10 protein-coding genes are annotated in these 13371 nt (G+C 64.9%); 2 read left to right on the forward strand and 8 right to left on the reverse strand.

Annotation, left to right across the window (positions count from 1 at the left end):
* Positions 1 to 39: 39 nt before the first annotated feature.
* Together V9K84_RS16040 and V9K84_RS16045 are read left to right on the forward strand one after the other, a co-directional pair.
* Positions 40 to 828 carry an OmpA family protein gene (locus V9K84_RS16040; RefSeq protein ID WP_043863220.1) on the forward strand — a complete coding sequence of 263 codons (789 nt, stop codon included), beginning with the start codon at positions 40 to 42 and terminating at the stop codon, positions 826 to 828.
* Between the two features lie 138 nt (positions 829 to 966).
* Complete coding sequence (locus tag V9K84_RS16045) at positions 967 to 5547, forward strand: NEL-type E3 ubiquitin ligase domain-containing protein (RefSeq protein WP_088514553.1); 4581 nt, start codon at positions 967 to 969, stop codon at positions 5545 to 5547.
* A 48-nt stretch (positions 5548 to 5595) separates the two neighbouring features.
* On the opposite strand, the gene V9K84_RS16050 is transcribed toward V9K84_RS16045, so the two are convergent.
* From V9K84_RS16050 to V9K84_RS16085, 8 genes are all read right to left on the reverse strand, one after another.
* Positions 5596 to 5925, reverse strand: coding sequence for a hypothetical protein (locus V9K84_RS16050; RefSeq protein WP_043863218.1), 330 nt, complete (start codon positions 5923 to 5925; stop codon positions 5596 to 5598).
* Positions 5922 to 6839: an alpha/beta hydrolase gene (locus V9K84_RS16055; RefSeq protein WP_043863217.1), complete on the reverse strand. Its 918-nt coding sequence runs from the start codon at positions 6837 to 6839 to the stop codon at positions 5922 to 5924. The genes V9K84_RS16050 and V9K84_RS16055 overlap by 4 nt, the downstream gene beginning before the upstream one ends.
* Positions 6811 to 8088 carry a flavohemoglobin expression-modulating QEGLA motif protein gene (locus tag V9K84_RS16060; RefSeq protein WP_088514554.1) on the reverse strand — a complete coding sequence of 426 codons (1278 nt, stop codon included), beginning with the start codon at positions 8086 to 8088 and terminating at the stop codon, positions 6811 to 6813. The genes V9K84_RS16055 and V9K84_RS16060 overlap by 29 nt, the downstream gene beginning before the upstream one ends.
* 24 nt (positions 8089 to 8112) lie before the next feature.
* Positions 8113 to 8658 carry a hypothetical protein gene (locus V9K84_RS16065; protein ID WP_088514555.1) on the reverse strand — a complete coding sequence of 182 codons (546 nt, stop codon included), beginning with the start codon at positions 8656 to 8658 and terminating at the stop codon, positions 8113 to 8115.
* Positions 8659 to 8685: 27 nt separating this feature from the next.
* On the reverse strand, positions 8686 to 9390 hold the full coding sequence (locus V9K84_RS16070; protein ID WP_043863214.1) for a TetR family transcriptional regulator: 705 nt from the start codon (positions 9388 to 9390) through the stop codon (positions 8686 to 8688).
* Between the two features lie 100 nt (positions 9391 to 9490).
* Positions 9491 to 10993 (reverse strand): lysine--tRNA ligase, encoded by a 1503-nt coding sequence (lysS, locus tag V9K84_RS16075; RefSeq protein ID WP_088514556.1) that lies wholly within the window; start codon positions 10991 to 10993, stop codon positions 9491 to 9493.
* Positions 10994 to 11064: 71 nt separating this feature from the next.
* A protein-coding gene (gene prfB / locus V9K84_RS16080) for a peptide chain release factor 2 (protein WP_100633065.1) occupies positions 11065 to 12160 on the reverse strand; the annotation gives its coding sequence in 2 pieces (ribosomal slippage) (positions 11065 to 12087 and positions 12089 to 12160; 1095 coding nt in all).
* A gap of 177 nt (positions 12161 to 12337) precedes the next feature.
* Positions 12338 to 13342, reverse strand: a complete 1005-nt coding sequence (locus tag V9K84_RS16085; RefSeq protein WP_088514557.1) for a PleD family two-component system response regulator — start codon at positions 13340 to 13342, stop codon at positions 12338 to 12340.
* Positions 13343 to 13371: the final 29 nt, after the last annotated feature.

The raw sequence follows: 13371 nt of genomic DNA on the forward strand, positions 1-13371 counted from the left end.
CCGACCCATGCATTCGTAATCGATAAAGGATGACCCACTATGCGTAAACACGTGATGATCCCCGCCCTTCTGGCCTTGAGCGTTGGTCTGGCTGCCTGCTCCACGCCGCCTAACCCGAACCTGGAATCCGCCCGGACCAACTTCTCCGCCCTGCAGAGCAACCCGCAGGCGAGCAAGGTCGCGGCGCTGGAAACCAAGGACGCGCAAGACTGGCTGAACAAGGCCGACCAAGCCTACATGAACAAGGAAGACGAGAAGAAAGTCGACCAGCTCGCCTACCTGACCAACCAGCGCGTGGAAGTGGCCAAGCAGACCATCGCCCTGCGTGACGCCGAAAACAACCTGAAAAGCGCTGCCGCCAAACGCGCCCAGGCTCGCCTGGATGCCCGTGATGCGCAAATCAAGCAGTTGCAGAACAGCCTCAACGCCAAGCAGACCGAACGCGGCACCCTGGTGACCTTCGGCGACGTGCTGTTCGACTTCGACAAGGCCAACCTGAAAAGCAGCGCCCTGCCGAACATCACCACCCTGGCGCAGTTCCTCCAGGAAAACCCTGACCGCAAGGTGATCGTCGAGGGCTACACCGACAGCAAGGGCTCTGCCAGCTACAACCAGTCGCTGTCCGAGCGTCGCGCCAACGCGGTTCGCACCGCACTGGTACGTGCCGGCGTAGACCCATCGCGCATCGTGGCCCAGGGCTACGGCAAGGAATTCCCGGTGGCTGACAACTCCAGCAACTCGGGCCGTGCGCAGAACCGTCGCGTGGAGGTCACCATCTCCAACGACAACCAGCCGGTAGCGCCACGCTCGGTAAGCAAAGCCTACTGACAGGCTGAGCAACCCGCAGAATCCCGCCTGTCACAGGGCGGGATTTTTTTTGCCTGCCCCTTGCGCAAATAACTACCACCGCCACCTGCCGGGCCTCTGGATCAATGCCACATTCCCCCTCCACCAGGACTGTGCACCATGCCCACTTCCAACACCGACGCGCAGGTGCGTCAATTCGATACCCTGTTCTCGCCGCTTGAAACCCAGGAGCAACCGGCCTGGCTGCAGCAGGCCAGCCCCGAGCAACGACGCCAGCTGCACCAGTACCAGGTACTGGGCCGGCTGGCCCGACGGCGGGCAACGCAGGCATTCGCGCAGGTTCAGAGCCTGTACACCTACAACCTTCTGGACCTGTCTGCGAAGGACTTCGCCACCGTCACCGCACAGGTGTTCCATCGCGTGCAGCAGCGCAGGAGCCTGGACGAGGTCTACCTGACATACCTGCAGGCCATGCTCCAGCGCCGTACGCTGCTTGACGCCAAGCAGGATGCCTACCTGGCGACCCTGCGCGAGGAATACAGCATCGCGCACATCCGGGGCCACCTGGGCAGACAAGGCAGGCAGTTGCTCGAGTGGATCATCGGCGCCTATCCGGACGGTTCGGTGGAGTTCCCGCAACAGGGCCCGTACTTCGGCCCGGATGTAACGGTGTGCACATCGCTCAGGCTGTTCGACGACCTGCTGGTGCCCGGCATCCTTCTGCTCGGCCCGCCGGTGGACAATGCCCCGTGCGTCGCGTACATGCCGGGCCACCCGCAGCACCCGCTGAAGCAGTACCCCTCGCGCACGCACTTCTTTTCCAACCTGCGTGGCGCGCTGGCGAGCACCGCCTTCCAGCAGTACTTTCTGCGCTTCATCCCCCTGCGTCACCAGCAGCGGGTGGTGAGCAGCTGGCAGGCCAGCGACGCGATGCTGGACCTGCCGATGGACACCAGCGCCCTGGACCAGGGGCTGCGCTGGTTCGTGCAGAAGCACATGATCGAGCGCCTGCTCGACGATGCGCGCCTGCTGATCCCGACCACACCGCAGCAGGCCGACAGCCTGAACACCCTGTGCACCCCGTTCGCCAGCGCTCTCGAAGCGCATCTGCTGATCGGCGCCGGCGCGGGCCTGTGCTGCACCGAGGAAGACGAAGGCCAGGCACCTTCGCAGTGGATCACACCGCTGCGTGTGATCAAGCCGGCACCCGCCGACTATCGGCGCTGGCTACCCGACCTGAGCAGTTACCGCCTTGACGCCGCCAGCTCCCCGACCGGGCAACCGGATGCCATGGGGCTCTACACCCAGGGCGTGCACAAGGCGATCATGATCAACCAGGCGTTCTACCGGGTGGAGCAGGCCCCCGAGGGCCACTGGCAGATACGCCACCCCACCGACAAGAATGCCTACTGCCCGCCTCTGTACCACAACGGTGCCGGAGCCTGGCACCATCGCCACGAGCAGCCCCAGCGCTGGGAACGCCTGTCGCTGCTGCGTCGCATGGGGCCGCTCGCGGCCGGCTTCGACGATGCGCGCCTGCTGGAGCTGGGTCGCGTCAGCGGGGCTGACAATTCAAGCCTGCGCCAGATGTACCTGCGCGACCGACCCGCGCCCGCGCTGCTGGTGCATGTGCTGCAGCGGGCACGCATTCAGGACCAGGTAGCGCGCAGCATGGCCCTGATCGCCCAGGGGCTGGCGGTACCCGAAATCGATGATGTGCCCCAGTTGCAGGCCTTCTACCGGGCCGTGGCCGTCTATCTGGGCAAGGAACCGGCATCGAGACGGACCCGTCGCAGCGGCGATTCGACCCCTACCCCCGGCGACACCGCCCCCCCCTGCACCACTGGCTGCAACCCGCCGCCGGCCGACCTGTACGATGCCTGGTCACCTCGGCTCAATCGGGCGATTGCCTTGCACCGCTTCGAACTGGCACAACTGGATACCGATCATGCGGTGCTGGAGCTCCAGCAACGCTATCCGAACCTGCCACTGAGTGTCGCGCAACGACTGCTGGACGAAAACCGCCAGCGCATCTATGCCCCGCTGCAGGCGACCCCGCCGCTGCCCCTGCCTCTGGACGTGGCCGAGCAGGCGCGTGCCCTCGACCATGACGCGCGCCTGAGCAATGCCCTGGAGGGCTTTACCCAGCCGGCCTCGATCAACCAGGACACCTTCATCCTGGCCGTGCGCCTGCTCGAACACCTGGACCACTGGCCGGCCGGTACCGCGCTGCTGCTGCGCAGCGGCGCACGGTTCGGCACCCCGCTTGCAGCGCTGGGCCAGACCGATGTCGATACCACCTCGGTGTACCTGGATGAAGACGAGGGCTGGCACGCGATCAGCGCGACCCAGGTGCTGCTGGCCCAGGACACCAGCGAGTTCGGGTTCTACCGCGCATTGCTGCATGCACTGGGCGAGTCGCGCAGCGCCCGCCTGGGCTTCGGGCTCAACGAGCCGCAGCGCCTGCACCAGCGCCTGATGGAAATGGCGCTGGCGCGCCCCACCCGCGCCCGCCTGCTGCTGGGCCTTCCGGTGCAAAGAAGCTGGTTGACCACAACCGCCAATGCCCCGACCCAACGCAGCCCCAGTCGTGGCGAGCAGAACATGTTCAACCGCGAACCACTGCATACCCGCCTCGAACGCCTGATCAGCCACCATCGGCTGCCCATTGCGCGCCGCTACGTCAATGCCTACATCGCCCACCTGCTCAGCCAGAACCAGCCCATCGGCGCGCACGTGATGCAGCTGGAACAGGAGCGCCTGCAACTCGATGGCAGCCTGGATCGGTGGGTCGAGCAAAGTGCCGACGCCACGGCCCACGCCGAGCGCACAGAGGTGGCGCAGCAGCTGGTGCGGGCCTGGGAATGCCGCATTCTGCGCCGGCGGGACGAGGTTCGCATCGACAGCCAGCAGGCGTTGCCACCGTTGTCGGTGACGTTGCCGGCAGTGGTGGCGCTGAGGGTCCTGGATACACCGCGCATCGACGGCCTGGCAGCCTTCGTGCAGCGCTTTCCGAACCTGCACAGGCTGGAACTGGTCAACCTGCCCCTGACCGAGCTGCCGCAAGGTCTGGAGAACCTGCACCGGCTCAGCCACCTGAACCTGTCGCGTACCCGGCTGACCCCGACCCGCCTGGCCGAACTGGGCACCCTGAGCGGCTTGCAGACCCTGATCCTGAACGACATCGACGTGCCCGACTTCAGCTGGACGGCCCAGCACATGACCCGTCTGCTGACCCGCGACTCGCTGCGCATTCTGACCCTGCAGGGCTCGAGCGCGCGCTTCGAACAGGGCGTTTTCGCCGCACTGCAGCAGGCAACGCACCTGCACACCCTGAACCTGGCGCAGAACCTCATCAGCTTGAGCGAACAGGACATCATCGATCTGGGTGGCCTGCAGCGCCTGGTCAGCCTCGACCTGTCCGCCAACCCGCTTTCACGCATGCCGGACGTGACCCGCCTGCAGGCCCTGGAAGAGCTCGACCTGTCGTACCTGGCCTCGCCCGTCGACCAGTGGCCCACGGGCCTTGAGCGGCTGCCCCGGGTGCACAGCGCCGACCTGCGCGGCCTGGCCATTGCCAGCGTGCCCGAAGGGGCCGGCCTTGTACGCGGCCTGCGCATGGCATACGAGTACCTGCCCGAATCACAGCGCCAGCGGTTCGAGGACGACATGATCGCCACGGGCAACACGCTGCAGGACTCCGATGCATCCAGCGCCGGGAGCTCCGACTCGCAGGGCTCCACCGACGTCGAACCGGCCTCGGTGCGCCACGCCACGGCACTGCGCGACGCACCGCGCCTGTTCGAAGGCATGTCCGCTGACGATCAGGCACGGGCCCGGCAATTGCTCGAAGACAACGGCTCGGCGGTGATCGAGTTCTTCGCCTTGCTGCTGCGCCAGGATCGTCTGCACGCCTTGCCGCCAAGGCACACGGCAATGCGCACGCGAATCCAGGCATTGATCCGGGGGGCTTTCGGCCAGGACCTGCGCAGAACCCTGTATGAGGTGGCGCTCGAGGCAGTGAGTTGCATCGACCGCGATGCGGTGGTGTTCTCGCAACTGGAAAACCTGCTGCACGCCGACCTGGCGCTGGCCAGCGTGGGCGATGCGGCAGCCGAGGGCGAACTGATCGACATGGCGATCAGCCATTGGCGCGCACTGCGCCTGCGCGAGCATGTCAGCGCCAACCTGCCGGGCTGGGAACGGCTAGGGCACCAGATCGACTACAGCGAAATCGAACTGCATTTCAGGATCGCGTTGACCACGCGCCTGGGGCTGCGCGACCAGCCGGCCACCCAGGCCTTCACCGGCTACACCCGCTGGGTTACCCCGGCCATGCTCGATGAAGCCTGCGAGGCCGTGTTGCGCTCCCAGATGAGCCAGTTGCCCGACTACCTCTATGGGCAGGCCTACTGGCAGCGCTACCTGGATTTTGCCGCGTCACCGCAACTGGAGCAAGTCAACCGCTGGCGGGATCGGATCAGCGAATACCTGGACGCCGTCAGCAACGAAGAACTGCCACCGCCCTTGAGCGAGGATGAACAGGCGCGCCTGCGCGACATCCTGCACCTGAGTGGTCGGCTGGGCCTGCATGAAGCGCTGCCGGACATGCTGTCGCTCAACAGCAGCGAATACCGCGCGGCCTACCAGGCATTGATGAAACGGGTCGAACAGGCCCGCATGGAACTGACCAGGACCATTCTGCGCGAGCCGCGCCCGGGCCCTTCGTCACGTAGCTGACGCGTGCCCGGTACGCCGCAGGTGTTCACGCGGCGTACCGGGTACCGCTTACTGCTGGACCTGCTGGGGCGTCTCCTGCCCCATGCAGCGCACCGCCTGCTTGCGGTTGTCCACCAGCACGCCGGTCAGGCCCTTCTGTTCGGTGTCGAACAGCACCAGCACGCCATCGATGCACTGCGCCACCTGCGCCGCCGGCTTGAGCGAGATCTTGTAGTCCTCCCCCGGCACCGTCTTGAGCATGGTGTAGTCGGCCAGCAACAGTGCATCCTGGGGCTTGGCGAAATGCAGGTAGCCGTAGTACCAGAGCACGCCCACCGTACCGATGATGCTGCAGATACCGGTAATGATCAGCGGGATGGCGTTGCGTTCTTCACTCATTGCGACTTCTCGTCAGGGTAATTGGGGACTTCGGCCAAGCGCCGCAGCCCGTTGAAATGCTCGGGGTCATCCAGAAAGCGCAGCATCACCTGGCGCCAGGTCTTGTCGGCGAAGGTCTGCACATGCCCGCCACGGGTCAGTTGCAGAACCCGCGGTGGCGGCGCGGCGCGGTACAGCGCCAGGCCGTTGGCCAACGGCACGATCGGGTCGTCGATGCTGTGGAAGAACAGCTTGGGCGGCGAGCTCAACTGGTCGATCGACCCGATGGCGCTGTCGCCATCGGGTACCAGCCACGACAACGGCACCTGGAACGGCCAGGTCAGCCAGGAAGTGCTCAGGGCAAACTGGCCCACCTTGCGGTAGCTGGCCGGCACCCCGTCGAACACCAGGGCCTTGAAGCGCTGGCGCTGCTCGGGATGCTGCGCCAGGTAGTGAATGCCCATCGCCCCGCCCAGGCTCTGCCCCAGCAGCACCAGCGGCTTGCCCTGCACTTCGGGAGCCTGCTGCAACCAGTCCAGCGCCGCGGCGATGTCCTGGTACACCGCCGGCAGGGTCGGTTCGCCCTGGGACACCCCGTACCCCCGGTAGTCCACCAGCAGCACCTGGTAGCCCTGCTCGGGCAGCCACCAGCTGGCGCCCAGATGCCAGGCCAGGTTGCCGCCATTGCCATGCAGGTGCAGTACCGTGCCCTTGACCGGCACCCCGGCCTTGGCCGGCAACCACCAGCCGTGCAGGCGCGTGCCGTCCTCGGTGGTCAGGCTCACGTCGCGGTAGGCCAGCCCGGCCTTCTCGGGCGTGAACGGCAGGCCACGCTCGGGGTAGAACAACAGCGAACTGCAGCCGGCCAGGCTCAGCAGCGCGGCCAGCAGGCCGACCCGCCAGTGCTCAGAGAATGTTCGAATAATCGGCTTCAATCCGGTCCAGGCTCAGGTGGTTGAGGAAGTTGGAAAAACACATCCAGGCCGACAGCGCGTTCAGGTCGCGGAACTGCTCGGGCAGGTACTTGGGTGGCTCCACCAGGCCTTCATCGACCAGTTGGCGCAGGGTGCGCATGTCTTCCAGGGTGGTCTTGCCGCAGAACAGCAACGGAATCTGCTCCAGCTTGCCCTTGCGCACGGCCAACTGAATGTAGTTGTAAACCATGATGAAGCCCTTGAGGTAGGACAAGTCCTTGGTGAATGGCAGGCCATTGGGCACCGAGCCGCGGAACACGCGGCTGGCATTGCCATAGCTTTCGGCCATTTCAAACCCCTGGGCACGGAAGAACTCGTACACCTGCATGAAGTCCGCCCCCTGCTCGACCATGTGGATGGCGCGGGTGCGGTTGGTGAGCTTGCGCAGGCGGCTGGGGTAGGAGGCAAAGGCGATCACTTCCATCAGGATCGCCAGGCCTTCCTGGGTCACCGTCGACGAGGGCGGGCCCTTGGCCAGGAAGGTGCAGATCGGCTGGTTGAGGCCGTTGAGCGTTGTGCCCACGTGCACCAGCCCTTCATGCACCTCCAGCGCGCGCACGTCGCGGCTGTTGAACATCGCGTCGCTGCGGATCTTGATATAGTCGGCGCCCGCCGCCGCGTCGGCGACGATACCGTCGGACTCGAACACGCGGATGGTTTCCTCGGCCTCGCCGAACACCTTGTTCAGGCGGCCCTGGAGCAGCTCCACGGCCTGCTTGGCGGTGAGGTCCTTGGGTTCGTCCTTGAGGTCGCCGCGCCCGTCGATGTTGTTCAGGTAGTCCGAGAGCATCAGGCCCAGGTCGGCCAGGGTCGGGTCGCCGGCATGGAAGGCGTCGGAGGCGGCGCCGTAAAGCTCCTGGGAAATCAGGCCGAAGTCTTCGGTGCCGCGCGCCTCGAGCATGCGCACCACCATGCGGTATTCCTTGCACATGCGCCGCATGATCTGCCCGACCGGGTTGAACTGGCCGAGCTGGCGGGTGATGTCGCGCTCGATGTTCTGGAACTCGAGCTTCACCGCGCTGGAGTCGAACGACAAGGGCCTGCCCTGGTAGTAGGCGCGGTCCACGGCCGGCATTTCCCGGCCCTTGGCCTTGAGGAAACCCTGGCGAATGCTGTCGTCCCATTTCACCGCATCGAGTACGCGAATGGGGGTTTGCGCCAGGACAATGCGATCAGACAGGGTGCGTATCGTCTGCTGGTACTCGTCCACCCGAAACTCCTTGTGTTGGCCAGCCTACTTGCCGGCCCGCTGAAAACGTGCGACTTCGATGAACAGGTCGGAGTTGGCCGGGTCGTCCAGGTAGGCCAGCACCCGCGCCGCCGGGCTGTCGATGAGCACGCCCTGGCCGTTTTCCTCCGGTACCTCGATGGCGCGACCGCTCAGTTCCTTGTTCTTCAGGGCCTGGTTGATCTGCTCGACATCCAGGTTGTAGATCACCAGTTGCTTGTTGTCGATCACCTCGAAGCCGCCGATCAGGAAGTTGCCCCCCAGACGCTTGGGCACGCCGGCCGAGAGGTACCAGCGGTTGCCATGACGGGCCACGGTGAAGGCGTAGGTTTCAGGCTTCTTGCCCTTGGCGGTGGCCACCGCCTTGTAGGCGTTGTCGCCCCTGCGGCTGATCTGCAACGTCAGCGGCTCGCCCCAGGCGTCCTTGCTGGTCCATTTGCCGAGCAGGGCCTTGGGCGCCGGCTGGTTGGTCGGGATCGGCTCGTTGAACGTCACCAGGCAACCACTCAACAGCACAAACGACAGGGCCAACAGCACACGCCAGGCTTTCATCCGATACTCCTTGAATTAGGTAGAGCCTCAGGCCGATGCCAGCACCAGATGCAGGTATCGGGTAAGGATAGCGAGCATCTGCGCTTCGGCCTGGGGTTGTGCAGCATCGAGCAGGCCCTGATATTCCATCTGCTCGATGATGGCCGTCAACACTATGGCATCTTGCTGTGGCTGGCGCGAACCCACCACCTGCAACAGCTGGCAGGTGCCGCGCAGCAGGATCTGCGCATGCAGGCGTACCAGTTCGGCCAGCCGCGGGCACAGCAGCGCTTCCTGGCGAAACGCCTGCTCGGCCATCAGAAAGTCGCGGCGGTTGTGCAACTGGCGCTGCACGTACTCGGCGCCCATCTTCGCCACTTCGTCGGCCAACTGCGCGCGGGCGCCGGGGCTGCCGTCGCCCTTGGCGATCAGCTGGCGCAACAGCACCTCGGTGTTTTCCCACAGCTTGGCCATGTAGGCCGCGCTGCGTTCGACATACTGGGCGAAGGTGTCGGTGAGCAGGTCTTCGATGTCCTTGAAATAGTAGGTGGTGGCCGACAGCGGCACACCGGCCTCGGCGGCCACCGCACGGTGGCGCACGCCGCGCACGCCATCACGCACGATGATGCGCATGGCCGCGTCGAGGATCTGCTGACGGCGCTGCTCGCTGCCCTGGCGGCTGGCCTTGCGCCCCTGGTACTGAACACTTTCGGCTACCGCTGTGGCCACGCCAGCAGCACCTTGTTGAGCCATTGCAGTCGTCACTGGGGTCTACCTCGTTGAATGCTGACTGATCGATCAGCTTGTCGCAGACATGAAAAAGCCGCCCCTAGAGGCGGCTTGTTCAAGACACTCAGGCCTGCGGGCGCATGTGCGGGAACAGGATCACGTCGCGGATCGACGGCGAGTTGGTCAGCAGCATCACCAGGCGGTCGATACCGATGCCCTCACCGGCAGTGGGCGGCATGCCGTACTCCAGGGCGCGCACGAAGTCGGCATCGTAGTGCATGGCCTCGTCGTCGCCGGCGTCCTTGTCGGCCACCTGGGCCATGAAGCGCTCGGCCTGGTCCTCGGCATCGTTGAGCTCGGAGTAGGCGTTGGCGATCTCGCGGCCGCCGATGAACAGTTCGAAGCGGTCGGTGACGTTCGGGTTCTGGTCATTGCGACGGGCCAGCGGCGACACTTCGAACGGGTACTGGGTGATGAAGTGCGGCTGCTCCAGCTTGTGCTCGACCAGCTCTTCGAAAATCATCACCTGCAGCTTGCCCAGGCCTTCGAAGCCCAGCACCTTGGCGCCGGCCTGCTTGGCGATGACGCGGGCCTTGTCGATGTCGTTGAGGTCGTCGGCGGTCAGCTCGGGGTTGTACTTGAGGATCGAGTCGAACACCGACAGGCGCACGAACGGCTCGCCGAAGTGGAACACCTTGTCGCCGTACGGCACGTCGGTGCTGCCCAGCACCAGCTGCGCCAGCTCGCGGAACAGCTCTTCGGTGAGGTCCATGTTGTCTTCGTAGTCGGCGTAGGCCTGGTAGAACTCGAGCATGGTGAACTCGGGGTTGTGCCGGGTCGAGACGCCTTCGTTACGGAAGTTGCGGTTGATCTCGAAGACCTTCTCGAAACCACCGACCACCAGACGCTTGAGGTACAGCTCCGGCGCGATGCGCAGGAACATCGGCATGTCCAGCGCGTTGTGGTGGGTTTCGAACGGCTTGGCCGCAGCGCCACCGGGGATGGTCTGCAGCATCGGCGTTTCCACTTCCAGGAAGTCGCGCTGGATGAGGAAGTTGCGAATATGGTTGATGACCTGCGAGCGCACACGGAAGGTGTGGCGGGTTTCCTCGTTGACCATCAGGTCGACGTAGCGCTGGCGATAGCGCTGCTCGGTGTCGGTCAGGCCGTGGTGCTTGTCCGGCAGCGGGCGCAGCGACTTGGTCAGCAGGCGCACGTTGGTCATCTCGACGTACAGGTCGCCCTTGCCCGAACGAGCCAGGGTGCCTTCGGCGCTGATGATGTCGCCCAGGTCCCAGGTCTTGACCGCTGCCAGGGTTTCCTCGGGCAGGGTCTTGCGGTTGACGTAGACCTGGATGCGCCCGGTCATGTCCTGGATCACCATGAACGAGCCACGGTTGAGCATGATTCGACCGGCAACCTTGACCGGGATCGCTGCAGCTTCCAGCTCTTCCTTGGTCTTGTCGACATACTGTTTCTGCAGGTCGTTGCAGTAGCTGTCACGGCGGAAGTCGTTGGGGAAGGCGTTGCCCTTGGCGCGCTCTGCGGCAAGCTTTTCCTTGCGCAGGGCAATCAGGGTGTTTTCTTCCTGTTGCAGGTCTTGCGGGTCGAGTTTGAGGTCGCTCATGTGGTCACATTTTCCATCAGGGGTTCATTGCCCCCGCCCGCAGGCGAGGGTCTTGTAGCGGGTCGCGAAACTTACAGCCCCTGCTTGAGGCTGGCTTCCAGGTACTCGTCGATATCGCCGTCGAGCACCTTGTCGCAGTCGCTGCGTTCGACGTTGGTGCGCAGATCCTTGATCCGCGAGGCGTCGAGCACGTACGAACGGATCTGGTGACCCCAGCCGATGTCCGACTTGCTGTCTTCCAGGGCCTGCGACGCGGCGTTGCGCTTCTGCATCTCCAGTTCGTACAACTTGGCCCGCAGCATCTTCATGGCGGTGTCCTTGTTGGCGTGCTGGGAACGTTCGTTCTGGCAGCTGACCACGGTGTTGGTCGGCACGTGGGTGATACGCACCGCCGAGTCGGTGGTGTTCACGTGCTGGCCGCCGGCACCCGAGGAGCGGTAGGTGTCGATACGCAGGTCGGACGGGTTGATCTCGATTTCGACCTTGTCGTCGATCTCGGGGGACACGAACACCGCCGAGAACGAAGTATGGCGGCGTGCGCCGGAGTCGAACGGGCTCTTGCGCACCAGACGGTGCACACCGATCTCGGTGCGCAGCCAGCCAAAGGCGTACTCGCCCTTGATGTGCACGGTGGCGCCCTTGATGCCGGCCACGTCGCCTTCGGACAGTTCCATGATGGTGGCGTCGAAACCACGCTTGGACGCCCAGCGCAGGTACATGCGCAGCAGGATGTTGGCCCAGTCCTGGGCCTCGGTGCCGCCGGAACCGGCCTGGATGTCCAGGTAGGCGTTGTTCATGTCCATCTCGCCGCTGAACATGCGACGGAATTCGAGCTGGGCCAGGGAGTCTTCCAGGCCCTGGAGCACTTCGACGACGTCATTGACGGCGCCTTCGTCGTTCTCCTCGACAGCCATGTCGAGCAGCTCGCGGGCGTCGACCAGGCCGCCGGACAGTTCGTCCAGGGTGTCGACGATCTGCGCCAGCATGGCGCGTTCGCGGCCCAGTTCCTGGGCGTACTCGGGCTTGTTCCAGACGTTCGGGTCTTCGAGCTCGCGGTTGACTTCGATCAGGCGGTCATGCTTGTGATCGTAGTCAAAGATACCCCCGAATGGATTCGGAGCGCTCGGTCAGGTCCTTGATGGTGTTCAGGATCGGTTGGATTTCCATGGGCGGGCAGCTCTCGTGCGTATTCTGTGAAAAGCCGGAGAGTATAAACGAGTCTGCAGGTGCGCGGCAGCCCGTCGGGCGGCCTTTGGAGAAGCCGGCGCCTGATCGCGGATCAGCCGCCCCCACAAGGGCAGCACGATGCCCGTGGGAGCGGGCTTGACCCGCGATGGCGGTCTGTCAGGCCACCCCGACCTGGTTGCGCCCGCCATTCTTGGCCTGGTACAGGCCCTTGTCCGCCGCCGAGATCAACTGTCGGCAATGGCTGCCGACTGCCGGCGTGTGGGTGGCCAGGCCGATGCTGATGGTCAGCACGCTGCCCGCCTGCGGCATGTTGTGCTCGATAGCCAGGCCCACCACGGTCTGGCGCAGCTTCTCGGCCACCAGCCGCGCCCCGCCCGGCGAAGTGTTGGGCAGCACCAGGGCGAATTCCTCGCCACCGTAGCGCGCCGGCAGGTCGCTGGGCCGGCTGCACGAGGCACGAATCGCCTCGGCCACCTGGCGCAGCGCCTCGTCCCCGGCCAGGTGGCCGAACGAGTCGTTGAAGGCCTTGAAATAGTCGACGTCGATCATCAGCAACGACAGCTGCGACTGGTCACGCATGGCCCGGCGCCATTCCAGTTCCAGGTATTCGTCGAAATGCCGGCGGTTGGACAGCCCCGTCAGGCCGTCGGAGTTCATCAGCCGCTGCAGTACCAGGTTGGTGTCCAGCAACTGCTGCTGGCTGACCCGCAGCGCCCGGTAGGCTTCGTCACGCTGCAGCAGGGTGAGGTAGGAGCGCGAGTGGTACAGGATGCGCGCGACCAGCTCGATGTTGTCGGGCAGCTTGACCAGGTAGTCGTTGGCCCCGGCGGCGAACGCGGCACTCTTGACCAGCGCGTCTTCCTTGGACGACAGCACGATGATCGGGATGTCCTGGGTGGCCGGGTTGCTGCGGTACTCGCGCACCAGGCTCAGGCCATCGAGGCCGGGCATGACCAGGTCCTGCAGGATCACCGTGGGCTTGATACGGATCGCCTGCGCGACTGCCTGATGCGGGTCGGCGCAGAAGTGAAAGTCGATGTTGGCCTCGTTGGCCAGGCCGCGACGCACGGCTTCGCCGATCATCGCCTGGTCGTCGACCAGCAGCACCATCGCCGAGTTTTCATTGGTGGTCGGGAACCCCACGAGCGGTAGATCATTCATGCGCGCCCTGCTCCCTGGCGAACGACCGG

Source organism: Pseudomonas sp. AE27 (genome assembly GCF_037113495.1).
In the GTDB taxonomy this organism is placed as follows: domain Bacteria; phylum Pseudomonadota; class Gammaproteobacteria; order Pseudomonadales; family Pseudomonadaceae; genus Aquipseudomonas; species Aquipseudomonas palmensis.